Source organism: Streptacidiphilus sp. PAMC 29251 (genome assembly GCF_054208735.2).
The window spans coordinates 5483050-5509606 of record NZ_CM135725.2 but is presented as its reverse complement, the minus strand read 5'-3'; the positions used below and the strand labels follow the sequence as shown (position 1 = coordinate 5509606).

Sequence of the window (26557 nt, the reverse complement as noted above, 5' to 3'; positions counted from 1 at the left end):
AGTTGCGGTCGTCGGGCAGGTCGGCGGTCACTCATGGCGCAGCGCCTCGATCGGGCGCAGACTCGCCGCGCGGTTGGCCGGGTAGCTGCCGAAGAACAGGCCGATGGCGACGGAGATGCCGAAGGACCCGTACACCGAGGACGGCAGGATCACCGGTTTGATGCTGACGATGGTGAAGTTGGCGCCGATCAGCGCGACCACCACCCCGAGCCCGGCGCCGAGGATCGACAGCAGGATGGCCTCGGCCAGGAACTGGCTCAGGATGACGCCCTTGGGGGCGCCGATGGCCTTGCGGATGCCGATCTCCCGGGTCCGCTCGGTGACCGTGACCAGCATGATGTTGGTGATCCCGATCCCGCCGACCAGCAGCGAGATCGCGGCGACGGCGCCCAGCAGCACGGTGAAGGTCTGGGTGGTGGAGGCCTGGGTGCTGAGCAGCGAGGTGGCGCTGCTGACCTGGAAGTCGGCGGCGCTGGAGCTGGTGATGCCGTGCTGGTTCATCAGGATGGTGCTGATCTCGTTCTGCGCCGCGGTGATCTTCGACGAGGACGGGGCCTGGACCACGATCTGGTTCAGCGAACCGAAGCCGGTGAAGGCGTTCTGCACGGTGGTCAGCGGCGCGACGATCACGTCGTCCGGGTCCTGGAAGCCGGTGCTGCCCTTGGTGGCCAGCTCGCCGACCACGGTGAAGGGGGTGCTGCCGATGGTGATGGTCTTCCCGATCGGGCTGATCGTCCCGAACAGGTCGGTGGCGGTGGTCGATCCGATCACCACCACCTTGCGGCCGTTGCTGATGTCGTCGTTGCTGAAGTAGTCACCTTTGGTGACCTTGCTGTTGGAGGCCTCGAAGTAGGCGGTGTAGGTGCCGACGATGGAGCTGACGGTGTGGGAGACCCCCTGGTAGATCGCCGTTCCCGAGGTGGTGACCTCCGGGGCGACGCCCTTGATGTCGGGGGCCTTGCTGGTGTCGGCCAGCGCCTGGGCGTCGGCCACGGTCAGCGGCTTGGTGCTGGTCGCGGTGGAGCTGCTGCTGCCGGTGCCGGAGGTGATGGTCAGCGAGTCGGTGCCGAGCGAGGAGATGGACGCCTTGACCGCCTGGGAGGAGCCGTTGCCGACCGCCAGCAGCAGGATCACCGCGGCCACGCCGATCAGCACGCCCAGCATCGTCAGCATGGATCTGACCTTGTTGGCGGCGAGCCCGGCCAGGGCGAACCGCAGCGTCTGGAACGGGTTCATCGCAGGCCCCCGGTGGTGATGTTCTGGGCGTTCTGGACGTGCAGGGAGTGGCTCTCGAACCAGTCCGGGTCCAGCAGGGCCGGCGGCAGTCCGTCCACCGGCGCCTGCCGGAGGTCCTCGTACACCGCGCCGTCGACCAGCCGGACCACCCGCTTGGCGTGCCGGGCCACCTCGTCCTCGTGGGTGATCACCACGACCGTGCGGCCGGCCGCGTTCAGCCGGTCCACGATGCCGAGCACGTCGTCGGTGCTGCGGCTGTCCAGGTTGCCGGTGGGCTCGTCCGCCAGCAGCATCGCCGGGGCGGTGACCAGTGCACGGGCCACCGCGACCCGCTGCTGCTGGCCGCCGGACAGTTCGTTGGGACGGTGGTCCGCCCGGTCCCCCAGGCCGACCAGCTCCAGCGCCGCCAGCGCCCGGCGGCGGCGTTCGGTCCTGCGCACCCCGGCGTAGGCGAGCGGCAGTTCCACCTGGGCCAGCGCGGTGGTGCGCGGCACCAGGTTGAAGGACTGGAAGATGAAGCCGATCTTGCGGTTGCGGACCAGCGAGAGCTGGTGCTCGTCCAGGCCGCCGACGTCCAGGCCGTCCAGCAGGTAGCGCCCGGAGCTGGGGATGTCCAGGCAGCCCAGGATGTTCATCAGGGTCGACTTGCCCGAACCCGAACTGCCCATGATGGCCACGAAGTCGCCCTCGTGGATGGTCAGGTCCACCCCCAGCGGGCGGTCCTCCTGGTCCACCGGGCCGCGCAGCGCGTGCACCGCGGCCTCACCGGTGCCGTAGGACTTCACCAGCCGGCGCACCGCGATGATCGGCGGACGGGGCGCCGCCATCAGCGGGCACCTCCGCCGCCGCCGGCGCCGCCGACGCCCGCGGGGACGCCGCCCGCGCCGGTCCGGCCGCCGAAGCCGCCCCCGCCGCCGGGGAAACCGCCGCTGCCGGACTGGGAGACCGTGGTGATCCGGACCTGCTGACCCAGCGTCAGCCCGGACAGGATCTGGATCCCGCTGGTCCCCTCGACCCCGACCTCGACGGACTGGGTCTGGGTGCTGCCGTCGGCGTTGATCAGCGTCACGGTCCTGGTGGTCCCGGTGCCGCTCACCGCCGCCGTCGGCAGGTAGAGCGCGTTGGACGCCTCACCGGTGGCGACCGCGACCGTGGCCGAGAGCCCGGTCCGCAGGCTGCTGGTGGGGCTGGTGATGACCAGGGTCGCCTGGTACTCGACCGCGGTGGACGAGCTGCCGGTGGAACTGCTGGCCACCGGAAGCGAACTGACGGACACCACCTTGGCGTTGAGGGTGGCGCTGGTGGCGCTCAGGGTGACCGTGGCGCCCATGTCCTTCTTCAGCTTCAGCGCGTCGGTCTCGGAGAAGTCGGCGGTGACCTGCATCCCGGCCGGGTTGGTGATCACCACGAAGCCGGTGGGGGTGGTGGACGTGGAGGTGGTCGAACTGCCGGTGCCGGCCCCGCCGGAGCCGGAACTGCTGGACGTGCTGCCGGAGACGGTGTCGCCGACCTTGTTGCTCACCGAGGCCACCGTTCCGGCGACGCTGGCCTTCAGCACCGTGCCGTCCACCGCCGCCTGGGCCGTGGTGACGGTGCTGGACGCCTGCTTGACCTGGGCCTCGGCGGAGGCGACGGCGGTGGCGCTGACCGTGGTGGTGCTGCTCGCGGTGGTCGCGGTGCTGCCGCCGCTGGAGCCGCCACTCGTCCCGGTGCTGCTTCCGCTGCCGGTGGACGTCGTGGTGGTGGTTCCGGCCTCGGCCTCGGTCAGTTGGGCGTTGGCGGTCTCCAGCGAGGCCTGCGCCTCGGCCAGGGTCGCCTCGGCACTGGTCGGGTCGACCTTGGCCAGGGTCTCGCCCTTCTTGACGGTGTCGCCGGCCTTCACATAGACCTTGGTGACCTTGCCGCCGGTGACGAAGCTGTCGCCCGCGTCGGAGGGGGAGACCAGCGACCCCGACCCGCTGACCGTCGCCAGCACGGTCCCCCTGGCGACGGTCGCGGTGGTGGTCGTGGTGGCTGACTTCGCCGAGGAACCGCTGGTCCCGACCGCGGCGTAGGCCGCCCCGGCACCGGCGACCAGCAGCAGGGCGAGCAGGGAGTTGAGCAGAGCGGCTCTACGCCGTCGTGGAAGCACCTTCATGGCGGGGAGCCTGGCCGGGCATTCCTTCGATTGGCTGACCGGTTCCTGGGAACTCGCCGGGAGCCGGGAGCCGCCCGGAAGCGGAGGAATCCGACAGAACGCCCCCCTTCCTGGGCAGGCTCCATCCTTTGCCCCCGGCGCCGGGCCGCGGCTCCCAGAAACCCCCTAAGCCCCGGACAGTGCCTTGCTAAGCGCCTTGCCGGGCCGGGCGAGAGGTCACAGGCTCTTGCGGAACAGCTCCGCCGTCGCCAGGAAGAGGTCGTTGGCCTCCACCTCGCCCACCGTCACCCGGACCCCCTCCCCGGCGAAGGGGCGGACCACCACGCCGGCCGCGGCGCAGGCCGCCGCGAAGTCCAGGGTCCGCTCGCCCAGCCGCAGCCAGACGAAGTTGGCCTGCGAGACGGGCAGCGTCCAGCCCTGGGCGGCGAGCCCGGCCTCGACCCGGTCGCGCTCGGCGACCAGCGCGGCGACCCGCTCCAGCAGCGCCTCCTCGGCGCGCAGCGAGGCGACCGCCGCGTCCTGGGCCAACTGGCTGACGCCGAAGGGCACCGCAGTCTGCCGCAGCGCCTCTGCCACCGGCTCATGGGCGATGGCGAAGCCGACCCGCAGCCCGGCCAGGCCGTAGGCCTTGGAGAAGGTGCGCAGCACGCAGACGTTCGGCCGGTCCCGGTAGAGCTCCACCCCGTCCGGCACCTCGCCGTCCCGGACGAACTCGGTGTACGCCTCGTCCAGCACCACCAGCACGTCGGCCGGGACCGCGTCCAGGAAACGCTCCAGCTCGGCCCGGCGGACCACGGTGCCGGTCGGGTTGTTGGGGTTGCAGACGAAGATCAGCCGGGTCCGCTCGGTGACCGCGGCGAGCAGGGCGTCGAGGTCGTGCACGTCCCCCTCGGTCAGCGGGACCTGCACCGAGGTCGCGCCGCTGATCTGGACGATGATCGGGTACGCCTCGAACGAGCGCCAGGCGTAGACCACCTCGTCGCCGGGGCCCGAGGTGGCGTGGATCAGCGACTGGGCCACGCCGACCGAGCCGGTCCCGGTGGCGATGTGCGACTCGGGCACGCCGTAGCGCTCGGCGAGCTCGGCGACCAGGCCGGTGCAGCCCATGTCCGGGTAGCGGTTGATGCTGCCGGCCGCGGCCACCGCCGTCTCCAGCACGCCGGGCAGCGGCGGGTACGGGTTCTCGTTGGAGGAGAGCTTGAACGCGGGCACGCCCGCACCGCCCGCGGCCGGCTTCCCCGGCTTGTAGGTCGGGATACCCCGGAGGGCTTCGCGCAGGCGGGGGCCATGCTGCGGCAGTGGGGTCTCGCTCACCGTGGTCATCCTTCACACGTCCGTTCCTACGTCTCGGTCGAGATCACCATACGAGCCGATCGGAGATATCTCACCCGTGCGGGTGACATGTCCGCTCGGGTGCTGGTCGACGCTTCCTCTGCGGCGGCCCCAGCGGGTAGAGGAAACGCAGGGCATGCTCATCAAATGGTCATCACCATAGGGGCAAAGAGCATAAATGCTCATGGAGAAACGTATCTGCGACAAACAGTCGCACACCCCCCACAACTGTCCCTAGTGGGCCATACGATCGTGCAGACATGACAGCAGCAGCAGCCAACCAGAGCGGCCGGGGCCCCACCCACACCCGGCGGATGGAGCGAGCCGGGATCCGCGATGTGGCAGCCGCGGCCGGCGTCTCCATCACCACCGTCTCGGACGCCCTGAACGGCAAGGGCCGACTCCCGGACGAAACCCGCAGCAAGGTCCGCGAGGTAGCGGAACGGCTGGGCTACCGCCCGTCCGCCGCCGCCCGCACCCTGCGCACCGGACGGTCCGGGCTGATCGGCCTGACCGTCACCACCTACGGTCAGGAGCCGTTCACCTTCACCGAGTTCGCCTACTTCGCGGAGATGGCCAGGGCCGCCACCTCGGCCGCGCTGACCCGCGGCTACGCCCTGGTGGTGCTGCCGGCCACCTCGCGGCACGACGTCTGGGGCAATGTCGCCCTGGACGGCACCGTGGTGATCGACCCGGCCGACCACGACCCGATGGTCGCCGAGCTCTACCGGCAGGGCCTGCCCGTGGTCAGCGACGGCAAGCCGGGCAACTGCCCGGTCACCGCCTGGGTCGACAACGACCACGCCAGCGCGGTGCTGGAGATCCTGGACCACCTGGCCGAGGCCGGGGCGCGCCGGATCGGGCTGCTCACCGGCACCAGCACCGACACCTACACTCGGCTCAGCACCGAGGCCTACCTCGGCTGGTGCCGCCGGGTCGGCCAGGAGCCGCTGTACGAGGCGTACCCGGCGCACGACCCCTGCGCCGGCGCCGTCGCCGCCGACCGGCTGCTGGCCCGCCCGGACCGCCCGGACGCGGTGTACGGGCTGTTCGACCCCAACGGCACCGACCTGCTCGCCGCCGCCCGCCGCTACGGCCTGCGGGTCCCCGAGGACCTGCTGCTGGTCTGCTGCAGCGAGAGCGACGTCTACGCCAGCACCGAGCCGCCGATCACCACCCTGTCGCTGAAGCCGCAGCGGATCGGCACCACCGTGGTGAACCTGCTGATCGACGCCATCGAGGGGGTCGGCGCCTTCACCGGCACCGGCAGCCCGCGCCGGCTCGGCGGCGGGCCCGGCGGGCCGCGGGCGGCCTACATCCCGCCCCCGGCCAACGGCGAGATCCCGGAGGGGCAGCTGATGCCCACCGAGCTGATCATCCGCCGCTCCTCGCAGCGGCGGCTGCCGCGCACCACGGTCAGCGCCCCGCGCGTCCCCGGCGAGGGCTGATCCGGTGGAAACCACCCCAAACAGGCACCTCTGACGCCCAGGCTCACCCGTATCGTGCGGATTGATGCGCCCCAGGTGCGTACGCCGCGAAGAGCAGCTTCCTATGATGGCCAAATGACAGGTGGACCCTTGTACGCCCGGCCTGACCTGCCGGACCCAAGCCCCCGCGCGCCCGAGCAGCCCCACGGGGCGGTCGAACACGGCGACGGGTCCACGGTGTACGACTTCTTCGCCCCGCCCGAACGCGCCCAGGCCGCCCCGGCCGGCTACCCCGAACCCGCGGCCGCACCGGCTGCCGGGTACGCCGCACCCGCGGCCGGGTACGCCGCGCCCGCGGCCGGGTACGCCGCGCCACCGGTGTACGCGGCGGCGCCGCACGACCCGCCGACCATCGAGCTGGTCCCGGTCCCGGCCGACGGCGAGGCCGGCCTCGGCCATCCGGTCACCCTGGTCGAGCCGCTCGCCTACGAAGGGGACGAGGCCGTCGGACCGCTCTACGTCATCGGCGACATCCACGGCTACCTCCAGGAGCTCCTGGACGGCCTGCACGCGGAGGGCCTGATCGACGCCGAGGGGCACTGGTCGGCCGGCCGCTCCCGGGTCTGGTTCCTGGGCGACTTCACCGACCGCGGCCCGGACGGCATCGGCGTGATCGACCTGGTGATGCAGCTCGCCGCCGAGTCCGCCGCCTCCGGCGGATACTGCCGCGCGCTGATGGGCAACCACGAGCTGCTGCTGCTCGGCGCGGACCGCTACGGCGACGAGGCGGTCCAGTCCAGCGCGGGCACCGCCTCCTTCCTCGCCGCCTGGCGGCTCAACGGCGGCCAGCCGACCGACATGGAACGCCTGGAGGACCACCATGTCGCCTGGCTCACCCGGCTCCCGGCGATGGCGATCGAGGACGACCACCTGCTGGTGCACTCCGACACCACCTCCTACCTGGAGTACGGCGACTCGGTCGACGCCGTCAACGACGCCATCCACGAGGTGCTCAACCGCGGCGAGGGCGACGAGTGGTGGGACTGCTTCCGGCGGCTGACCAAGCGCTTCGCCTTCCGCGGCGACACCGGTCCGGCCTCGGTGCACGAACTGCTGGACGCCTTCGGCGGCAGCCGGGTGGTGCACGGCCACAGCCCGATCCCCTACCTGATCGGCGACGCCCCCTCCGAGGACGGCCGCCCCACCCAGCGGGTCACCGGACCGCACGTCTACGCCGACGACCTCGCGGTGGCCATGGACGGCGGCGTCACCATGGAGGGCGAGGGCCGGCTGTTGATCGCCAGACTCCCTCTCGAACAAACCATCCCCTCAGCGGGGGCCGGATACTGACAGAGCGTCACCGCAGGCGCCGATTTCCGCCACAGGCATGTGCCAGAGGCAACCCGCACCCCACCCCTCACTGAAATTCCGGAAACGGACTGTCACCCTGTCCGAACCGGCCTCTACCATCGGGGTATCCGTCCTGAGGCCCGCAGGGCGTTCGGGGGATAGGTGGACCATGGACAACGCTCCGTTCCTGCAGGCCGAGGACAAGCTCGACTACGCGCGGATCCTCGAGGAACTGCTGCACAACGAACAGGTCAGGGCCGCCCTGCGGCACGCACCCACCGGCCCCAATGTCGAGCAGCTGCACACCCGCGCCATGGAGGCGTTCGCCGAGGTCTCGGCCACGGCCGCGGCCGAGTACGGCTACTTCGTCCAGCTCCGCGACCAGGCCCGGCAGACCGCGATCGTCCCCGACTGGGACCGGATCGGCGGCGACGAGCCGACCCAGTGGCAGGCCCCGGAGAGCGCCTTCGCCGCCGCCGAACGGGCCGGCTGGGTGCCGCTGATCGCGGTGCTGCTGCCGATCCTGTCCGGCCTCAGCGGCCTGGTGCTGCTGCTGTTCGGCTGGGCCCTGCTCGCCGACGGCAAGAGTTCCGGCCATCCGCTGATCTCGGCCGGCCTGGTCGCCCTGGTCATCTGCACCGCGTCGGTCTGCGGCGACATCATCGGGCTGCTGCTGACCGCCAACCGCGACGGCCACACCCCGCCGGACGGCCGAAACCCGGAGCTGTACGCGGAGCTGGCCAAGGCCAGGGAGACCTGGCACAGCGCGCTCCGCGACCGCGGCCTGCTGCCGTACCTGCTGGCGCAGCTGGGCACGGTCCCGCGCCCGCGCGGTCCGCGCCCGGCCGGGGTCAGCCTGGTCCGCACCCGGCCCCGGCTCGGCTTCACCAGCCCGGGCTTCACCAGCCCCGGCTCCGAGCGGATCAGCGACCCGCAGGGCGCGGAGGTCGAGCAGCAGGAGGGCGAGGTCCACTTCAGCAGCCCAGGTTTCACCAGCCCGGGCCCGGAGCGGATCACCGACGAGCGCGGCCGGGAGATCGAGCCGTCCGAGGACGACGAGCCGCACTACACCAGCCCGCGCTTCACCAGCCCGGCCTTCCAGGTGCCCCGGCAGGACCCGGACATCCTCACCCCGGAGGTGCCGCCGCCGGTGATCCCGCCTTCGATCCCCGGCTCCCGCCCGCCCTCGCGCTTCCTGCGCAACGACGACGACGAGGACGAGGACGCCGAACTGGGCGGGGGCCGACGGTAACCACCGCCGGCCCCCGGTCACCGCTCAGCTCAGGCCTTGGCGGCCAGTTCCTTGGCGGCCAGCTCGGCGGCGACCAGCTCGGCGATCTGCACCGCGTTCAGCGCCGCGCCCTTGCGCAGGTTGTCGTTGGAGACGAACAGCGAGATGCCCTGCCCGTTGTCCACGGTCTCGTCGGCGCGGATCCGGCCCACGTAGGAGGGGTCCTGGCCGGCCGCCTGCAGCGGGGTCGGGATCTCGGAGAGCTCCACCCCCGGCGCGGTGGCGAGCAGCTCGCGGACCCGCTCCGGGCTGATCGGCCGCGCGAAGCGGGCGTTGATCTGCAGCGAGTGGCCGCTGAACACCGGGACCCGGACGCAGGTGCCGGACACCTTCAGGCCGGGGATCTCCAGGATCTTCCGGCTCTCGTTGCGGAGCTTCTGCTCCTCGTCGGTCTCGTTCAGGCCGTCGTCCACGATGGATCCGGCCAGCGGCAGCACGTTGAAGGCGATCGGGCGGAGGTACTGCTGGGGCTCCGGGAAGTCCAGCGCGGCGCCGTCATAGGTGAGCGCGCTGGCCTTGGCCCCCACCGCGTCGATCTGCCCCTGCAGTTCGGCCACCCCGTTCAGGCCGCTGCCGGACACCGCCTGGTAGGTGGCGACCACCAGCGCGGTCAGCTCCGCCTCGTCGTGCAGCGGGCGCAGCACCGGCATGGCCGCCATGGTGGTGCAGTTCGGGTTGGCGATGATGCCGCGCGGACGGTCCGCGATCGCGTGCGGGTTGACCTCGGAGACCACCAGCGGCACCTGCGGGTCGGAGCGCCAGCCGGAGGAGTTGTCGATCACCACGGCTCCGGCGGCGGCGACCTTGGGCGCGAGCGCCAGCGAGGCCGTCTTCCCGGCGGAGAAGATCACAATGTCGAGGCCGGTGTAGTCGGCGGTGTCCGCGTCCTCGACCGTGACGGTGCCGTCCTTCCAGGGCAACTCCTTGCCGGCCGAACGGGCCGAGGCGAACAGCCGCAGCTCCGTCACCGGGAAGTCCCGCTCCTCGAGGATCCGGCGTACAACGCCACCGACCTGGCCCGTGGCACCCACAATTCCCATCTTCATGCCACCAGGGTAGGCGGCCCGGGCGTCGGCTCCCACTGGTCAGCAAGACCTTCGTCGTCCGCACTCCCGTCCGGGAAATCTTCCGGATGGCGTAACCGTAGGACGATCGGATCGTTATCAGGATGCGTGCGAGCACCGTGGTCGGCATGACACGGCGAACAGGGATCACATAGTTGGCCGGTTAGGTCCGGCCCATAGAGACCTGTGGGACATAGGCGACTCGTGCCCTTGACCGTCCGGGTGGGACGGCTCTGTGCTCCGGACTGGGGGCACCTATCCCACTCATCCCACGCGAAAGGGGAGGCACAGTCATGCCACCCGAAGTCGCCCTGCTCGAATCCCGCGCTCTGCGGGACAGCGTCAGCACCCGCACCGACGTCCTGGACCGGGTCAAGGCCCTCACGATGCTCCCGGACGACACCCACGTCACCAGCCGGATGGTCGCCGACTACTACGAGGTCGCCGAGAGCGTCATCTCCAGCCTGGTGATCGACCACAGGGACGAGGTGGTCGCCAACGGCTACCGCGTCCTGACCGGTGCGGAACTGACACAGATTAAGCGTGTCTGTGGAATCCCGTCGTCCCGGAGCAGGTCCATGGCCCTGTTCCCGCGCCGCGCTGTCCTCAGCGTCGGCCTGCTGCTGCGCGACAGCCCCGTCGCGCGCCGCGTCCGCACCTACCTTCTCGACGCCGAGGCGGCCGGTCGGCAGGACCCGGTGGCCATGCCCCCGTCCTGGGGCATGCCGCCCGGCCGGCGGCTCGGACCCGGCCCGCACTGGGACGAGTACGAGTACCTCAGGGCCCACCCCGAGGCGCAGGTGCCCGAGCAGTACCCGGACTACGGCCCAGGTCAGTGGGCGGACTGGGCCCAGTCCGTCGACCTCAGGCTGGACGCCCACGGGCGGGTCATCGGCGCCATGAGCGAACAGCTCTGCCGGGTCAGCGAGGACGTCCGCGAACTGCGGGACGACGTCTCGACGATCCGCCAGGACATGTCCGGCCTCCGCCAGGGCATCGCCCGGCTGAACCGCAGGATCCGCTGAAGCCTGTGGATAACCCCTGTGGACAACTCCCTGTGGATAGTCCCTGTGGATAACTCCGCCTAACAGCCCTGCCCCTCGGACGACAGCCAGTCGCCCGAGGGGCAGGGCCCCGATCAGCCTGCCCGGCACCTGGAGTCCCCTCGCGCTCCAGGTGCCGCGCCGCCGACCGGCCGACTCATCAGTCCGCGACGGCCAACGGCAGATAGACCCGGTTGCCCCCGGCCGCGAACTCCTCCGACTTGGCCCGCATCCCCTCTTCCGCCACGTCGAGCCCGTCGACTCCGGAGCCGTACTCCTTGCGAATCCCGTGCGAGATCTTCATCGAGCACTACTTCAATAGAACCAACATAAGCTAGCGTGGTGTCAGAAGTTCTGGGTGTTCAGCCGAGGGGGATGACATGACAGCCCGCGAAGACACCATCAAGAAGCTGCGAGGAACGCCGGAGGGCCTGCCCACGGTGGCCGAGGTCCTAGCACTCATCGCGGCCAACCCCAACATGAAGTGCGTCGTCTGCTACGCGCGCATCTCCTTCGACGGCCGCACGAAGGACGCCCACGGCATCGAGGACCAACACCGGGACCTGGACGAGATGGCCCGCAAGCTTGGCTGGCTGATCGTCTACCGCTACACCGACAACGACAAGAGCGCGAGCAAAGAGTCAGTCATCCGTGACGACTACGAGCAGATGCTCGCTGACCTCACCGCCGGGCACACCCCCGATGGCTACCCTGTCCACGGCGTGATGGCCGTCAACGATGACCGCCTCTACCGCCGGCCTGGAGACTGGGAGCGGTATCTCCGAGCTTTCACCTCCCACGAGGGCCGCGTGTATTTCGACTCCAACGGCACTCAGGATCTCTATGCCGAGGGCTTCGAGATCAAGGGCTTGCTCGGGGTGGCGATGTCACTGGCCGAGACCAGGAAGAAGCAGCGCCGTTCCCGTGCGAGTCACCACAGCCGTGCCGTTCGCGGACAGTCGGTGGCCGCCTGGCGGCCCTTCGGCTGGGAAGACGACAAGATCAGCCTGCGCCCGGAGGAAGCAGCCGCTGTAAGGACGGCTGTGCGTGACGTCATCGCCGGAGCCTCGATCGCTGAGATCACCCAGCGGTGGAAGGACGCGGGGTACCTCACGGCACGCGGCAACCTGTTCCAGTGGCAGAGCGTCAAGCAGGTCCTGGTGAATGCCCGGCTCTGCGGATACCGCGAGATCAAGGGCGAGATCGTTCGCGATGGCGACGACCAACCCATCGTCGGCGAGTGGGAAGGAATCATCACTCCGAAGCAGTGGTTCGCTGCCACGGCTGCCATCAAGTCTCGTGGAGGGAAAGGGCAGCCCGGCGGCACCCTCGTCCACAAGTACCTGCTCACCGGCATCCTTCGCTGCGGTGCCCTCAAGGAGGACGGCACACCCTGCAACTACAAGATGCAGGGGCAGAAGGCCGTGAAGTGGGTCACCTACGAACATGGCTACTTCTGCAAGAAGTCCGTGGACGGCGGATGCAATCACACCTACAAGCGCGGCGATGAGACCGACAAGCACATCACGGCCCTGGTGATCGCCAAGCTGACTGCCGATGCGGCAGTGGCTCGACGAGACGTCCCCGACTGGAGAAGAGAGAGCGAGCTTCAGCAGGCCCTTACCAGTCGAGGCCAGTTGGAGGAGCGGTGGCACAACGGGACCGTGGACGACGAGACGTTCTTCCGCAACCTGCCCACCTTCGAGAGGCAGATCAGGGAACTGCGCCTCGACCAGGCGAAGAACCAAGCCATGCAAGCTGCTGCCGAGGCAGCGTCAGGGGACATCGCCAAGGAATGGGCCAGCAAGACGATTTCGCAGAAGCGAGAGATGATCAAGAAGGTGCTTCATGCCGTCATCGCTGTGCCCAGCGGCCCCGGAAACAAGAAGTTTGACGTTGATCTACTCACTCCGGTGTGGCGGACTTCCGCGCAAGCGTGAGCCCGAGGATCTGTCCGATCTCCCTAAGCTGCTGATCACTCAGCCGGGGAGCGGTCGACAGATGCCGCTTGATCCACCGTTCAACAGTCTCGTCGGAGCAGGTACGCGGAGTAGGACCTACTCCTGTTCGCGGCTCAGTCATCAACCGCCCTGGGCCATTGGTCTCCCACCTGCTCACGTGCCGCCTGGCGATTCATGGCAATGTCTTCGGCGATGCCAGCAGCGAGCATTGCTTCGGCGAGGGTGTGGCCGGAGCAGAGGTAACGCCAGGCGGATTCGGTGGTGGTGCCGTCGTCCCAGTCGCTGAACAGTTCTCGTCCCGTGGCCGCACGGACGTGGCCGGCTCGTACGGCTCTGAGGGCGGTGTAGGTGGTGGAGTAGGTGCGGGTTTTGGTGAGGCAGTGGCCGCGGTAGCCGAGCATGTGGGCCCACATGCGTAGCCGTAGGTGTTCGAGTTCGGGGAGGCCGCCGAGTCGCCAGGCGGTGCCGATCAGGGCGCGTACGTGGTCGGTGACGCGCAGGGTGCGGATCTCACTGGCGCGGGTGATGCGCCGGTCCAGGGCTCCGGCTTCTTCGACGCTCTTGGTGGTGTACTTCGCCACGTACGCGGCCACGGCCTCATCACTGATCCGCCCGCCGTCCCCGGCACTCAGAGCATGGATGTCGAGCTGTGTCCCGAAGCCCAACCGTCGTTCCCCGAAGGCGGAGGAGTCCGGTACCCGTAGTGCCACGGCTGCAGCGGCGGACTGTACGGCGTCGGTGAGCAGGTCGGGTGTGGCCCAGACCGGGGGTGGGGTGTCGGGCCCGTCGGGTCCGTCCAGGCGGATCACGGCGTGGAAGTGGATGGCCCCGCGCTTTTGGTACTCGGCGACCTTGGCGGCCGAGACGCGGACCTGCTTGCGGATGGCGGTGCGGCTCACTCCTGCTTGTGTGGCGAGGTGGTGGTACAGGTTGTCGCCGAAGGCTTTCCACAGGGCGGGTGCGTGGGCGTTCCAGAGCACGTGTGCGGTGTAGTCGTAGCAGTGCGGGCACAGCGGCTGCCCGATCAGCGGGTCACCCTCGACATGGACGCGTCCGCAGCCATGGGGCGCGCCGTGGGGGCAGGTGCCGCGCCGGACCCCGTGGCAGGTCTCTGCGGTGCGGTGGACGGGGCCGAAGGAGGGGGCGGTGAGGGTGACGAACAGCCGGGGGTGGGTGCGGACCGTGCTGGGGAGGCCTTTGCCGCCGACCAGTCCGGCGCGCACGAGGTGGTAGGTGTCGCCCTGGTGTTCGCGTGAGCAGGGTGCGCAGCGGGTGGCCCTGCGGTTACGGCACCGGATCGCCAGACGCCCGCCAGGTTCCTCGGCAGTGCTGTAGTGGTGCAGGACCTGCCCGGTGCTGGTGTCAATGGTGGTCGAGTGTCCGGCGAGGTAGATGGGGTGGGTGCAGCCGGCGGTGTGGTGGATCTGTTGGAGCCAGCGGTGGAAGCCGGGCATGGTGGCCAGGCGGATCATGTCCTGGTCGGTGGCACTGAGGGTGCGGAGTCGGTTGTCGTGGTCGAGGTGGTCACGTCGGGCGGTGGGGTCTTCGAAGGGGTTGCCGGGGTCAGGTGTCCGGTCGGGTGCAGCTGGCAAACGGTCTCCCAGGTCGGGTGGTGGGGGCCGCGCCCGACCAGACCCAGACTGTGGGGGTGTGGTCAGACGCGGCAGCGGTCGAAGTCGGGTCGGGGGTGGGGCGCTGGTCCATGGGTCTCTCCAGTCGGTCAGTCGGGTCGGATGAGTCGGGTTGGTCGCGTTGAGGTCTAGCGGATGATGCCTTTGCCTCGGCAGCAGCGGCAGCGGTGGGGTCCTCCGGTGGGGGTCCAGCGGCGGCGCCAGCCCCGGCATTCGGGGCAGATCACGCGGCGGAACGTCATGCAGGTTCTCCTCTTTCGGTTAGGTGTGGGTGAGGCCGCGGACGGTCCAGGTGACGGCTGCGGCGATGGGATCGGCGAGGTGGGTGCGGTCCAGGTAGAACCCGAACAGCCCGACCAGGACGACTTGCCACACCCGCAGCTCCCCGGAGCGGACGAGCAGGAACACGACGACCGCGAAGAACGCCACCAGCGGCAGGGCCATGGTCACGACCGGTACACCCCCAGTGCCTGAGGATCAGCACCCGACCCGCCACCCAGGTCACCCCAAGCCGGGGTCAGATGGGCGTACTTCTCGGCAGTGAGCTGGGCATGGTCGGGGGTGGTCATCGTGGAGCGGGCACGGGTCCACTGCCCATCGTCGCCGAACGTGACCGCCACCCCCGCCTGTCCGAACGTGATCTGCTGCGCCGCCGCCAAGGCATCCTTGTTGAGGTCTCCGAGGGCCATTTCGGCGGTGCCGGGATCGCTGACGCGGTGGCAGACGCGGCCGGCGAGCTGCGCCCGCAGGGCGGTGACGCCGGGCCCCAGGTCGGAGCCGACGCGTTGACCGGCGACGATCAGGTGCACCCCCAACGCCGCACCCAGCTGCGCCAACCGCAATAGCGCGGTCGCCACTTCGCCGACTTCGTCCTTGTCCGCGCGCGTCGCCATCAGGAACAGTTCGGCGACTTCGTCGACGATCACGACCACCGGCACCGGACGTTGCTGCTCCGGCAGGTCCCAGATGGAGCGCGCCCCGACCGTCCGGCACAGTGCCATGCGCTCCGTGGCCATTTCGACGAGTTGTTTGAGGAGGTGGGCGGCTTGGGTGCGGTTGGTGGCGAGGGCGGTGAGGCGGGGGTGGAAGAGGGCGAGTTCCATGCCGCCTTTGAGGTCGATGCCGACCAGGGCCAGGGGTTGGGGTGCCCAGCAGGTGACCAGGGCGGCGATCAGGGTTGATTTGCCTGAGCGGGTGGCTCCCACGATCAGCCAGTGCGGCACCCGCCGTAGGTCCACCACCCACGGGGCCCCGTCCTCCAACTGCCCCACCACCGCCGCCAACAACCGACCCGGACCGTCGTGCGGGGTGGTGGGTGCGGTGAGGGGGTCCCAGGCAGTGGCAGTCAAGGTGACGTAGCCGCGTACGTCGCTCATGACACGGACAGCGTGCACGCGCCAGGCATGGACCAGGGCCTCAGCCGCCGCTGCGTACTGCTCCGGAATCTGCCCCGGGTGCAGCTTCACCCGCACCCGCAACCCACCACGCAAGGGGTGCGGGAACCCGAGGCGGGGTGGAACGGGCTTGAGTGCGTCGCCTTTGACGATCACCGCCCCCAGAAGGAGACGTGCGGGTCGGCGGGGGACAGCGAGGTCGGTCAGGATGGTCAGCTTGCGCCAGGTCCACCGTATCCGCACCAGCACGACCGGGAAGCCGGCCAGGTACCACCAGATCACCGGCCACCTGCGCTGCAGCACCGGCGACAACACCGCCACCCCCACCACCACAACCGCGAGGGTGGCCAGGAGCCAGGTCCCGGCGGGGATACTGTGATGGGCCACGACCGGTGCGGTGGTGGGGTGTTGCTGTATGGAGCAGGCCGGGCCGACAAGGGCCCTGCACGGCACCGGCAGCGGTCCCGGGTTCGACCAGTACGCGTTCATCGGCCACCGCCCCCGTCGTGCGGCAGGTGGAGGGGTGTGCCGTTCTCGGCTGCTTCGTTGGTGATCTCGGTGGCGAGGTCTGTGGCCATGTGTCCGGCGGTGGTGACCTTTGTTTCGATGTCCTGGTAGAGCTGGATCGTGGTTCCGGGGTCGGTGATCTGGTGGAGTTCCTCGGCGAGGTCGGCGAGGTCGGCGAGCAGGTTGCGTAAGGTGCGCCAGTGGGGTGTCAGTTGGTGTCACCGCCCTTGGCGGGGTGGGCCGGCGGGGCGGGGAGTAGGGCTTCGGCGCGGAAGGAGATGCCGTTGCGGTCGCCCATGTTCCAGGCGATCGCGACCAGGCCCACGACCTGGATCCGCATGCCTTCGGTGATGCCTTTGGGTTCGCCGGGTACGGCGATGTCGATGACGGAGGCGCGGTAGCCGTCCTTGACGACGACCGGCACGGTGAAGACGGGGGTGCCGTCCTTGTCCCTCTTGATCTCTCCTGTCTCGATGCTGACCAGTTTCGGTCCCGGCCTGCCGACGCACATCATCGGCTCAAGTCGGGTGCCGTCCACGGGGATGAGCTGCATGTGGGGTGGACTCCATGTCCGTTCAGGTCCGCCGAACCCATCTGGTCCGCCGTCACCTGTCCTTACAGGTGTCGAGCATGCGCCGCCGATCCCCAAAGCGCAAGGCTTTTCCCGACACCTGTCAGGACAGGTGACGCGCTACCTGTCTTGACGTCACATGTCCGGGCCGCGAAGCTGGGCACAGACCCCTGGGAGACAGCACCGACGAGACGAGGCCCCGCCCGTGGACATCATCCGCAACCAGCCCCTCTACCAGCAGGCCGCCAACGTCCTGCGCCAAGGCATTGCCGACGGGGAGTACCCACCTGGCAGCGCCCTGCCCTCCGAGGACACCCTGGCCAAGCGCTTCAAGCTCTCCCGGCCCACCGTGCGCCAGGCCATCGCCTCACTTCGAAGCGAGGGCCTGGTGGACGTGGTCATGGGCAAGGGGTCTTTCATCCGCGCCACCGCCACCGGGCAGGCCGCTGCCCTTGAGCGCTCGGTGACCAGGACCGGCAGCCGCTACATCACCCCCGCCGACGCGTGGACCGAATCTGAACCGCCCACAGTCAACCGCTCGACGGCTGACGCCACCACCATGTTGCTGCTGGGGCTGGACGAAGGCGAGGCCATGATCACCGTGGACCGCACACTCACCGACCCCGACACAGGAACCCGCCGCCTCCAGCGCGTCACCATCCCTGAGGCCACCGCCTCAACGTCCCTGGCAGGCGAGCCCGCTCGACCCGTCGCCGAGCTGTACACGGCACTGGCCGCCACCGGACACAAACTGGCCTGGACCGAAACCGTACGCGCCCGCATGCCCCACCCCGAGGAAAGCACCGCCCTGCGCCTGTCCGACGCCACCCCGCTCCTGAGCCTGCTGCGCATCACCACAGATGCCACAACCGAAAGTCCGTTGATGCTGGAGGAACTGCGCATGGGCGCGCATGATGCAGCCCCGACCTACGAGATCACCGCGCGGGCGAGGCGCTCCCATCGCATCCCGTAACGGACGCAGGTCAGGTGGTCGGTGTGGTGGACTGGCGATCTATCAGGTCAGTGGCCCCGGCGACCTGGCCCAGGTAGCGGGCGGTCTGCACCAGCGTCGTGCGCACGTTCTCCATCTCGGTCCGCAGGTCCTCGCCCAACGGCCAGGTGTGCTCGTGTTCGACCGGTGCGGTACCCGGAGGGCAGGACGCCTCCCAGGCGCTCAGGCGCGGGTGCCAGCGTGACAGGAACGGGCGCAGCCCGTCGTTGAGGACAGCCACGGCCAGGCTCCCGAAGGAGATCGCGTTGTTCTTCTCGATCGGGGCAACCTGGGGGCCGTAGCGGCGCAGGATGTCGCGGGTGATCGCGAAGAGGCTGTACATCGAGGTCATCGCCTCCCGCAGCGAGCCCTCCCCCTGCTTGAGCGGCACGACCGCGATCCGGGTGACCAGTTCGACGTACAGCTCCCACGACGCGCGCCGCTCAGCGTCGTCGGGCTCCCACTCGCCAGCGATCTCGCCGACAAACGGTATGGCGATCTTCACGTGCACCTTGCTCGGCCTCACAGCCCGCCCCCTCGCAGTTCCACCCCAGCCAGCCCCAGCCTACGGGGGCCGAATCCTCTCACGGAAGCGCGCCACAACGTTCCTGAGCCCAAGTCAGGCATATGGAACACATCCCGGATGGCGCGTCACTAGTCTGAATTGCGCCACTTAGGGCCGTGGCGCACGGGACCACGGGGGAAGCACATGAACGCATCCAGCAATGAGACAGCAGAGGCCGAGGGGGACACCCGGGCCTATGACGTGTTTCTCAGCTACGCCACCGCCGACCGCTCCAAGGTCGCACCTCTGGTTCAGGCGCTACGTGACGCCGGCCTGTCGGTATTCCTGGACGATGGCGGCATCGACACCCACGAGGGCATCACCCCCACCATCCGCACAGCCCTGCGCCGAACCCGGCTGGTCCTGCTCTACTACTCACGCACCTACCTCACCCGTCCCGCCTGCCAGTGGGAACTGATGACAGCCTTCCGCGCCGCCAGCGCCCTGGGCGACCCTTCCCGCCGCATGCTGGTCATCAACCCCGAACCGAAACCCGCCCACATCGCGCCGGTCGAACTCGCCGATCCCCTGTACGCCGTCCCCGACGCCACGGGCAGCTACACGCAGCTCATCGGACGCGTGACCAGCCGCCTTGATGCCGTGCCGCAGGCACTGGGCGACGCGATCAACGAGACCGCGCCGACGTGGTGGCCCAACACCGCCAGCGGCTCACCCGACTTCGTCGGCCGCGTGCCGGACATGTGGACCATCCACTCCGCACTGCACGCCCACCGCTACCCCCTGACCGCAGGAAACGCAGGACCGCCCGTCGCCTACCTGTCAGGTATGGGCGGCCAGGGCAAGACCCTGCTGGCCCAGACCTACGCCCGACGCTTCGCCGCGTTCTACCCCGGCGGCATCATCTGGACCACTGCCTACGCCAGCCACGAACCCGACACCACCGACGAGACCGCCGTTCTTGCCGAGAACCACCGCCAACTCGACGTCATCGCAAGGCGCATGAACATCAGCACCGGGGAACGCGAACGACGAGGCCCCCGCGCGGCCATCCTCGCGCGCATCATCCACACCGGCCAGCCCTGCCTGTGGATCATCGACGACCTCCCCGCCCGGCTCAGCCAGGACGCACGCGCAGAAATGATCCCCAACCACGAACTCGCCCACACCCTGATCACCACCCGCTACCGCCGCTACAACGACGCCCACCGCATCGACCTGGACCCCCTCACCCCCCACGAGTCCTACCAACTACTCACCGGCATACGCACCCTTGCACCCCAGGAGCAGAAAGACGCCCGAACACTGACGGAGGAACTCGGACACCACGCCTTGGCCGTCGACCTCGCCCGCGGGAGCACCAGCGACGCTCTCACCACCTACGCCTCTTTGAGCACCGCTCTCAAAGAAACCGAAACCGACGCCTTCCAAACCCTCGTGGACGAACTCGGCGACGACCTCCCCACCACCACCGACCGCAACATCGCCACCATGCTCCACCGCAGCATCCGCCACTTCTCCGACACCAGCCCCACCATGGAACTCCTACGCCTAGCCGCCATCCTGTCACCCGCACCCATCCCCCGGACCCTGATCACCGAGACACTCACCGCCACCCCCCAACCCCTGCTGGACACAACGATCGCCGCAGCGATCCGAGCGGCAAACGACCGCTCACTGATCCGCCACGCATCCCCCGACCCCGACACATGGAGCGTGCACGCCCTCATCAGCCGCACCATCACCATGTACCACCTGCCACCACAACACCGACACAACCTTCAACAAGCAGCTGTCCAAGCCCTCAACACCCACCTCACCGACGCCGCCGAAGTGCTGCGCCACCGCGAACTCACCCCTTACCTGCCCCACTCACGCGCACTGACCACCACACCCACCAGCACAGAAGAACTCGAACTGACCGGTTGGGTCGCACGCTTCGACTACGAAGCCGGACAGTACGCATCCGCCAACCACCTCTTCGCCGTTCAAGCAGCCGCAAGCATCCGGTCCCCCGGCCCGGACCATCCCAGCACCGCCACCTGCCTGAGCAACCTCGCCGCCACGCACCTCGCCTTGGGCCAGGCCGCTCTGGCGCTGCCGCTGCAGGAGCGGGCGCTGGCGATCACCGAGACCGTGCTGGGCCCGGACCACCCCACCACCGCCATCAGCCTGGGCAACCTCGCCGGCACGCACCTCGCCTTGGGCCAGGCCGCTCTGGCGCTGCCGCTGCAGGAGCGGGCGCTGGCGATCACCGAGACCGTGCTGGGCCCGGACCACCCCACCACCGCCATCCGCCTGGGCAACCTCGCCGCCACGCACCTCGCCTTGGGCCAGGCCGCTCTGGCGCTGCCACTGCAGGAGCGGGCGCTGGCGATCACCGAGACCGTGCTGGGCCCGGACCACCCCGACACCGCCATCCGCCTGAGCAACCTCGCCGCCACGCACAGCGCCTTGGGCCAGGCCGCTCTGGCGCTGCCACTGCAGGAGCGGGCGCTGGCGATCACCGAGACCGTGCTGGGCCCGGACCACCCCACCACCGCCATCCGCCTGAGCAACCTCGCCGCCACCCACCGCGCCTTGGGCCAGGCCGCTCTGGCGCTGCCACTGCAGGAGCGGGCGCTGGCGATCACCGAGACCGTGCTGGGCCCGGACCACCCCACCACCGCCATCCGCCTGGGCAACCTCGCCGCCACCCACAGGGATCTAGGAGATAATCAATCTGCGCTGTCAGCAGCAGAGCGCGCGAGGGTAATCGCCTCCCATGCACTGGGAAGTAGCCACCCGTTGAGTATTGCCTTGGATTCGCTCGTGCAAAGCATTACTGACAACGAGCAGTGATGAAGATTGACTATTAAGTAGCTTACCAACCCGATCTTGTACTGAACCACGTCGAAGACCTTCTGTACTTACTCAAGGGCGGCGCTTGCGCGCCGCCGGGGCGGCCCCTGCCGCCCCGGCCGGGCATGCGGCCTTCGGCCGGTCCCGGCCGGACGGCGATGGCCCCCCGCGCACAGTTGAGGATCGACACCAGGTCTGACCCCGAGTCCATGAGCAGCGCGGCATGTCAGCGGGTGATCGAGGCTGGAGCTGATGCCTCCGGCGGGGGCGCTCCGGCTCCGGGATGGCCCTGGCTTCGTCGGCGGGAATCGGTTGTCGGTGGTGGGGCTGGGGTGCTGCCGTCCCGTCTGCCGTCGTCCCAGGCGGAGCCGAGCAGCCTGGCCCCCGGGTGTCCAGGTCGTTCGTCCAGTGGGGCGCTGCACCTGGACACCCGGGGGCCAGCCCGCTCCACGGTGTGTGGGACGACGGCAGACGGGACGGCAGCGGCCACGTCGTGGTTCCTGTGGAGCCAACCACAGACGCCCTGGCCGGCAACGCACTGACCGAACACCCAGGGCAACGGCTTTACGCGGCATCGCGGGCATGTCCAGCCTGGCCGGGCGGAGCCTGCCGGGACAACTGCCCAAGCATCTGTGCCAATCGCCGCACCGCCAGCGGCGAGCCGACCACTCTCACCATGCCCCGGCCATCTGCCAACATGCCGCCGGTCGCCTCGACCTCCCAGATCTCGAATCCGCACTGGGCCAAGGCGTGGTTCAGCCGCCCGGCCGCAGCTTGCCCCGACCACCACCCTGACGCGCAGTCCTCCCCAGGTTCAGGGCCCCAGCAGTCCGCATCCCAGGCCTCGAACTGGCCCTCCCACTGCTCCGCGTCCTCATCCAGCATCGATCTAGCAGCCCCTTTCAGGCATGTGACGACCAGTCATGGTGCCTAGGAGAAGCGGGATGCCTACGAACATGCGTGTGCACCCGGGTACCATCGGCACCGGGTGCGAACCCACCGGACCACCCTCCGCCCGTCAAAGTAGGGGGTGGTCCGGCATCTCATTCGGTTGTTGAGCTGTGCGGCTCCCAGCCCCAGACGGGGTGCCGGGACCGGGAGCCAGTCCCGTACGAGGTGATGACCAGACCGCCTCGCGCGGGAGTTCTGATACGGGGCGGGTCCGACTGGGCGTCAAGCCCAGCCGCGCCTACGACCCGCCCCGCCCACCGCCACCGAATGTGACCTCCGTGGCGGTGACCCGCTCCAGCGCCGAGCCGTTCGCCCCCAACCGCGCCGCACGCCGGAAGTGGAGCAGCTCTGACGGAAGCGGGAGTTTCAGGGGAGCAACCGCCCCTCACCCGCGCGCACCGGATGCCAGGTGTGCACGAAGCGCACCACCCCGGCCACAGTCGCCATACGCGAGTGCGCCACCCGCACAAAGCCCCGGCAGTACCCGCACCGGAACACCGAACCGCGGGCCGCTATCCGACCCGCCGTAGCAGGGAGCCGATCCATCATGACCACCCCCCACTCATACTGCGCTGGTTCAACTCGCCCACCCGCGCCACCAACGACTCCTGCTTAGTGGCTAGACGTACATGGGCAGGCATCGCCTCCCACTCCTCACCACCCCACCCAGGCGGACGCAGGTACAGCCGACCCGCACGGACATCGGTCACCATCGCGGTCCGGTCCGTGCGGGTGTCCACCACCCAGGTACCGATCTCCGGCACCAGCGGTTGCTCAACGGTCATCACAACCACCGCCCTTCAGGACAGGCCGCCCGCTCCAGGCCCCGCATCACGTCGTACGCAGCGTTGAAGCTCACCCAACCCCGTGGCGTCCCGCCCTCATCCAAGATCGGTACCTCGCCGATCGTGACGCGCCACAGGGACGCCGTTCGATCCCAATGCACCTCGGGCAGCAGTGGAGACAGTGGAGTCATCGGTGAAGCACCTCTCGTGATCAGCCGATCGGAAATGCGGCGATACGAGTAGCCTCAATGCCAGGAGCCTTCAGCGGTATACGAGCACTGTCCGCCGCTGTCCGCTCCGCTGCGGACAGTGCGGACACTGGGGGCGCTCACATGGTCGAGGAAACATTCGGACAAGCCTTACGACGCTTACGCGGAACACTGTCCGTGCGGAACGTGTCAAGTCAAATGAGACGTTCGTACGGTTATGCGCTCTGTTGTGCTGATTCGGGTTCTCTGCGTTTGGCGGGGTCGTTGATCCACGCCTGATCGGGGATCTTGGGCGGGCGGGGGCGGCGGGCGAAGCGTTCGGGGTGGCGGGCGTATGCCTCGTTGAGCGTGACGGCGCGCTGGTCCTGGACTTGGCCGGCGGTGCCGAAGTGCACGGACGCAGGCGTGTGCAGCCCGATGCCCGAATGGCGATGCTCATGGTTGTAATAGGCAATGAATGAGTCGAACCACTCGCGTGCGTGGTTCAGGGAGTCGAACCGCGCCGGGTAGTCGGCCATGTACTTCGTGGTTTTGAACTGGCTTTCGCTGTACGGGTTGTCATTCGAGACCTTGGGGCGCGAGTGCGAGCGCGTCACGCCCAGATCGATGAGCAACTGCGAGACTTTCTTGCTGGTCATCGAGGTGCCGCGGTCCGCGTGCAGGTGCTCGGGGGCGATGCCGTTGCGTTCGACGGTCTCGCTGATCAACTCCTCGGCGCGCTCGGCCGATTCGGCCATCTCCACGGTGTAGCCGACGACGTAGCGGCTGAAGATGTCGATGATGACGTAGGCGTGGTACCAGATGCCCTTGTCTGGTCCGGCCAGTTTGGTGATGTCCCAACTGAAGACCTGCGAGGGGGCGGTGGCCACGAGTTCGGGGATGGACTTGGCGGCGTGGGTGGCCTGGCGGCGGCGCTCGCCGGTCTGGCCCTGGGCCTCCAGGATCCGGTACATCGTGCGCACTGAGCAGTAGTAGCGGCCCTCGTCCAGTTCGCGCGCGCCCAGATCTGGGCAGGTGCCAGTTCGGCATAGGCCGGGCTGTTCATCAGTGCCAGGATCCGCGCGCGCTCCGCCGGAGCCAGAGCTGAGGGCGGCGAGGGGCGCGGAGCGCGCTCGCGCGGCGGGGGCGGGTTGAGCCGACGGTAGTGCGTGGCCCGTGAGCGACCGGTCAGCCGGCAGGCCGCAGTGGTGTTCAACTCCCGCTCCAGCGACTGGAAGAGCTCGTCGGCGACCTGCTCGGCCTCGGCTTTCAGCCCGCACTCTTGGAGAGCAGTTCCAAGAGTGCGGAAGCTTTTCCCAGCAGCTCCAGGGCGGCGTCCTTCTGCGCCAGCTCCCGTTCCACGACGGCCAGCCTCTTGCGCAGCCGCTCGGCCTCGGCTGCTTCGGCGGGCCTCTTGGGGCGTGCGGGCGAGGTCCGCCGGTCGGCGAGCGTGGCCATCGCTCCGGCGTCTCGCGCGGCCCGCCACTCGATGATGTGCGAGTGGTACAACCGCTCGCGGCGCAGGACCGCGCCCTTCTCCCCGCTGGGGGCGGCATCGTACTCAGCGACGATCCGCAGCTTGTATTCCGCCGTGAACGTGCGCCGCTTCGGCCGCGGGGCCGGGTCGGGCTCGGGGGCTGTGCGTGAGGTGGTGGTATTGGAAGCCATGCCGGGAATCTCCTGTCTCGCCCATCCAGACTAACCCGGACGAACCGGACGTCTCAGTCGAGACTGTCAGAGAGGGGTGCGCGATCTCGCCCGTCTCGCCACCTGTGGAAAGACCGTGGTCTCCGACCTTGAGACGGGAAAACGATCACCAACCCCCGCCATGGCGCAGGCCCTTGACAGCGCGCTGGACGCTCACGGGGAGTTGGTTGCTCTCGCCTCACACCCGCCGGGCGCACCACTGACCGAGCGCGCCGCAATGCTGCATGCGGGATTCGCCGAACAACTGGCCGCCGGCCCCATGACCGCCGCCTCCCTCGAAGAGTGGCAGTTCACCATTGCCCGACACGGCCGGGCCACCCGCTACCGCCCCGAACAGGAACTCCTCACCGACCTGTTGGCCGACTTCAGCGACCTGCGGACGCTGCTGAACCACCGCCATCCACCAGCGATACGCAGGCAACTTCTCTCGGCCTGCTCCTACCTGTCCGGCCTGGTGGCCCTCACTCTGCTGAAACTCGACGACCCAGGCGCACGGGACTGGTGGCGCACCGGCCGAGCCGCAGCCACTCAGGCCGACGACCGGCCCACCCTCGCGTGGATCTACGCCCAGGAGTCCTACCAGCTCTACTACGGCGGGGACTGGGACGGAGCGGCCGAACTGGCCGTACGTGCCCAGCAACTCGCCGGAGGTCTGCCCTGCGTAGCCGACGCCCTCGCGGCCCCGCTGGAAGCCCGCGTGCATGCCCGAGCAGGCCGCAGGGACGAGGCGGTGAACGCCCTCAGCCGGGCCGAACGAGCGGTGGCACGGCTGGCCCCCGAGGACCGCCAACCGTCCGCCCTCGGCTACGACGAGGCACAGCTCGCCTTCCACTCAGGCAACGCCTGGACCTCTCTGCACGAGACCCAGCAGGCATGGGACCAGCAGGAACGAGCCCTGTCGATGTACCCGGAGGAGAACCGCACCGATCGCACGCTGATCATGCTCGACCGCGCCGCCTGCCTGACGTGGGACGGCGCCGCCGCCGCCGGAGCGCAGCTCGCGATTGACAGCGTTCTGGCCCTGCCGGTCGAGTACCGAAGCGCATTGATCCTCTACCGCGCCCGTGATCTTGCAGTTAGCGTGACCGACACGGGAAGACAACTACCCGAGGTGCGGACCCTGCGTGAAGTGCTGGCGCTGCCCTCAGCCGGATGAAGGGAGCCCCGTGAGGCTGACGATCGAGCAGGCCACCGAACACGACGCCGAGACCATCGCCACCATGCTCGGTGAGATCGAGCGCTACTACGGCGGACCTGACGAGATTCCCGACGTGAAGCAGGTACGCCACGCACTCTTCGGCCCGCGACCAGCCGCCACCGTCCTACTCGCCCGCGAAGACGACCAGGTCATCGGTCTCGCGTCGGTGTGCTTCCTGTGGCCCGCCATCGGTGCGGAGACGAGCCTCTATCTTAAGGAGCTGTACGTCCAGGAGGACTACCGGCGACACGGCGTCGCCCGCGAACTCATGGTCGCTGTCCGCAAGGAAGCGGAGGCAGCAGGCTGCTCACGCGTCGAGTGGACCGCTGATCGCGACAACCCTCCGGCCGTAGCCCTGTACGCCGCCCTTGGAGTGGAACCCCACGAGGGAAAGATCTTCTACCGCTCCCAGACCTGACACGTTGATCA

Annotated in this window: 21 protein-coding genes and 2 pseudogenes; 10 read left to right on the top strand and 13 right to left on the bottom strand. The window is 69.1% G+C overall.

The genetic code is table 11. The features are described 5' to 3' along the window. Window positions 1-27 precede the first annotated feature (27 nt). From ACXKR8_RS26030 to hisC, 4 genes are all read right to left on the bottom strand, one after another. Window positions 28-1236, bottom strand: a complete 1209-nt coding sequence (locus ACXKR8_RS26030; RefSeq protein WP_458266996.1) for an ABC transporter permease — start codon at window positions 1234-1236, stop codon at window positions 28-30. Continuing rightward, window positions 1233-2063, bottom strand: a complete 831-nt coding sequence (locus ACXKR8_RS26025) for an ABC transporter ATP-binding protein (RefSeq protein ID WP_458266995.1) — start codon at window positions 2061-2063, stop codon at window positions 1233-1235. The genes ACXKR8_RS26030 and ACXKR8_RS26025 overlap by 4 nt, the downstream gene beginning before the upstream one ends. Then, window positions 2063-3373 carry an efflux RND transporter periplasmic adaptor subunit gene (locus ACXKR8_RS26020; protein WP_458266994.1) on the bottom strand — a complete coding sequence of 437 codons (1311 nt, stop codon included), beginning with the start codon at window positions 3371-3373 and terminating at the stop codon, window positions 2063-2065. The genes ACXKR8_RS26025 and ACXKR8_RS26020 overlap by 1 nt, the downstream gene beginning before the upstream one ends. A gap of 216 nt (window positions 3374-3589) precedes the next feature. After that, entirely contained in the window at window positions 3590-4672 is a 1083-nt protein-coding gene (gene hisC / locus ACXKR8_RS26015) for a histidinol-phosphate transaminase (RefSeq protein ID WP_458275086.1), read from the bottom strand. A gap of 293 nt (window positions 4673-4965) precedes the next feature. On the opposite strand from hisC, the gene ACXKR8_RS26010 reads away from it, so the two are divergent. The 3 genes from ACXKR8_RS26010 (at window position 4966) to ACXKR8_RS26000 (ending at window position 8734) form a co-directional block, all read left to right on the top strand. Next, window positions 4966-6153: a LacI family DNA-binding transcriptional regulator gene (locus ACXKR8_RS26010; RefSeq protein ID WP_458266993.1), complete on the top strand. Its 1188-nt coding sequence runs from the start codon at window positions 4966-4968 to the stop codon at window positions 6151-6153. 114 nt (window positions 6154-6267) lie between these two features. After that, window positions 6268-7482: a metallophosphoesterase gene (locus tag ACXKR8_RS26005; protein ID WP_458266992.1), complete on the top strand. Its 1215-nt coding sequence runs from the start codon at window positions 6268-6270 to the stop codon at window positions 7480-7482. Between the two features lie 169 nt (window positions 7483-7651). Beyond that, window positions 7652-8734 carry a hypothetical protein gene (locus tag ACXKR8_RS26000; RefSeq protein WP_458266991.1) on the top strand — a complete coding sequence of 361 codons (1083 nt, stop codon included), beginning with the start codon at window positions 7652-7654 and terminating at the stop codon, window positions 8732-8734. 29 nt (window positions 8735-8763) lie between these two features. Here ACXKR8_RS26000 and ACXKR8_RS25995 read toward each other — a convergent pair whose 3' ends face one another. After that, window positions 8764-9819 (bottom strand): aspartate-semialdehyde dehydrogenase, encoded by a 1056-nt coding sequence (locus ACXKR8_RS25995; protein ID WP_458266990.1) that lies wholly within the window; start codon window positions 9817-9819, stop codon window positions 8764-8766. A gap of 311 nt (window positions 9820-10130) precedes the next feature. Here ACXKR8_RS25995 and ACXKR8_RS25990 point away from each other — a divergent pair, with 311 nt between their 5' ends. Continuing rightward, a complete protein-coding gene (locus ACXKR8_RS25990; protein ID WP_458266989.1) occupies window positions 10131-10862 on the top strand; it encodes a hypothetical protein in 732 nt (243 codons plus the stop codon). A 178-nt stretch (window positions 10863-11040) separates the two neighbouring features. On the opposite strand, the pseudogene ACXKR8_RS25985 reads toward ACXKR8_RS25990, so the two are convergent. Further along, window positions 11041-11190 (bottom strand): annotated as a pseudogene (locus tag ACXKR8_RS25985) (thiamine biosynthesis protein ThiC); the annotation flags it as partial. A gap of 70 nt (window positions 11191-11260) precedes the next feature. On the opposite strand from ACXKR8_RS25985, the gene ACXKR8_RS25980 reads away from it, so the two are divergent. Beyond that, entirely contained in the window at window positions 11261-12820 is a 1560-nt protein-coding gene (locus tag ACXKR8_RS25980; protein ID WP_458266988.1) for a recombinase family protein, read from the top strand. Window positions 12821-12954: 134 nt separating this feature from the next. On the opposite strand, the gene ACXKR8_RS25975 is transcribed toward ACXKR8_RS25980, so the two are convergent. The 3 genes from ACXKR8_RS25975 to ACXKR8_RS25965 all read right to left on the bottom strand — a co-directional run bounded on the left by ACXKR8_RS25975 (window position 12955) and on the right by ACXKR8_RS25965 (window position 16355). Then, window positions 12955-14433 (bottom strand): replication initiator, encoded by a 1479-nt coding sequence (locus ACXKR8_RS25975; RefSeq protein ID WP_458266987.1) that lies wholly within the window; start codon window positions 14431-14433, stop codon window positions 12955-12957. 300 nt (window positions 14434-14733) lie between these two features. Next, window positions 14734-14922, bottom strand: coding sequence for a hypothetical protein (locus ACXKR8_RS25970; RefSeq protein WP_458266986.1), 189 nt, complete (start codon window positions 14920-14922; stop codon window positions 14734-14736). After that, window positions 14919-16355, bottom strand: coding sequence for an FtsK/SpoIIIE domain-containing protein (locus ACXKR8_RS25965; RefSeq protein WP_458266985.1), 1437 nt, complete (start codon window positions 16353-16355; stop codon window positions 14919-14921). Before ACXKR8_RS25965 ends, ACXKR8_RS25970 begins: the two co-directional genes overlap by 4 nt. Window positions 16356-16372: 17 nt before the next feature. On the opposite strand from ACXKR8_RS25965, the gene ACXKR8_RS25960 reads away from it, so the two are divergent. Continuing rightward, complete coding sequence (locus ACXKR8_RS25960) at window positions 16373-16564, top strand: hypothetical protein (protein ID WP_458266984.1); 192 nt, start codon at window positions 16373-16375, stop codon at window positions 16562-16564. A 17-nt stretch (window positions 16565-16581) separates the two neighbouring features. Here the strand turns inward: ACXKR8_RS25960 and ACXKR8_RS25955 are convergent, their stop codons facing one another. Further along, window positions 16582-16926 carry an SCO3933 family regulatory protein gene (locus ACXKR8_RS25955; protein WP_458266983.1) on the bottom strand — a complete coding sequence of 115 codons (345 nt, stop codon included), beginning with the start codon at window positions 16924-16926 and terminating at the stop codon, window positions 16582-16584. A gap of 223 nt (window positions 16927-17149) precedes the next feature. Here ACXKR8_RS25955 and ACXKR8_RS25950 point away from each other — a divergent pair, with 223 nt between their 5' ends. Next, window positions 17150-17917, top strand: a complete 768-nt coding sequence (locus ACXKR8_RS25950) for a GntR family transcriptional regulator (RefSeq protein ID WP_458266982.1) — start codon at window positions 17150-17152, stop codon at window positions 17915-17917. 10 nt (window positions 17918-17927) lie between these two features. On the opposite strand, the gene ACXKR8_RS25945 is transcribed toward ACXKR8_RS25950, so the two are convergent. Continuing rightward, window positions 17928-18440 carry a hypothetical protein gene (locus ACXKR8_RS25945; RefSeq protein WP_458266981.1) on the bottom strand — a complete coding sequence of 171 codons (513 nt, stop codon included), beginning with the start codon at window positions 18438-18440 and terminating at the stop codon, window positions 17928-17930. A 204-nt stretch (window positions 18441-18644) separates the two neighbouring features. On the opposite strand from ACXKR8_RS25945, the gene ACXKR8_RS25940 reads away from it, so the two are divergent. Next, window positions 18645-21299, top strand: coding sequence for a tetratricopeptide repeat protein (locus ACXKR8_RS25940; RefSeq protein ID WP_458266980.1), 2655 nt, complete (start codon window positions 18645-18647; stop codon window positions 21297-21299). Between the two features lie 2160 nt (window positions 21300-23459). Here ACXKR8_RS25940 and ACXKR8_RS25935 read toward each other — a convergent pair. Further along, window positions 23460-24197, bottom strand: a complete 738-nt coding sequence (locus tag ACXKR8_RS25935) for a transposase (protein ID WP_462100700.1) — start codon at window positions 24195-24197, stop codon at window positions 23460-23462. Window positions 24198-24492: 295 nt separating this feature from the next. Continuing rightward, the gene (locus tag ACXKR8_RS25930; RefSeq protein ID WP_458266979.1) at window positions 24493-24891 is read right to left on the bottom strand and encodes a transposase; all 399 of its coding nucleotides are present in this window, start codon (window positions 24889-24891) and stop codon (window positions 24493-24495) included. 76 nt (window positions 24892-24967) lie between these two features. Between ACXKR8_RS25930 and ACXKR8_RS25925 the strand changes: the two are divergent. Together ACXKR8_RS25925 and ACXKR8_RS25920 are read left to right on the top strand one after the other, a co-directional pair. Further along, window positions 24968-25090: pseudogene (locus tag ACXKR8_RS25925) on the top strand (helix-turn-helix domain-containing protein); the annotation flags it as partial. A 1006-nt stretch (window positions 25091-26096) separates the two neighbouring features. Then, entirely contained in the window at window positions 26097-26546 is a 450-nt protein-coding gene (locus tag ACXKR8_RS25920; protein ID WP_458266978.1) for a GNAT family N-acetyltransferase, read from the top strand. Window positions 26547-26557: the final 11 nt, after the last annotated feature.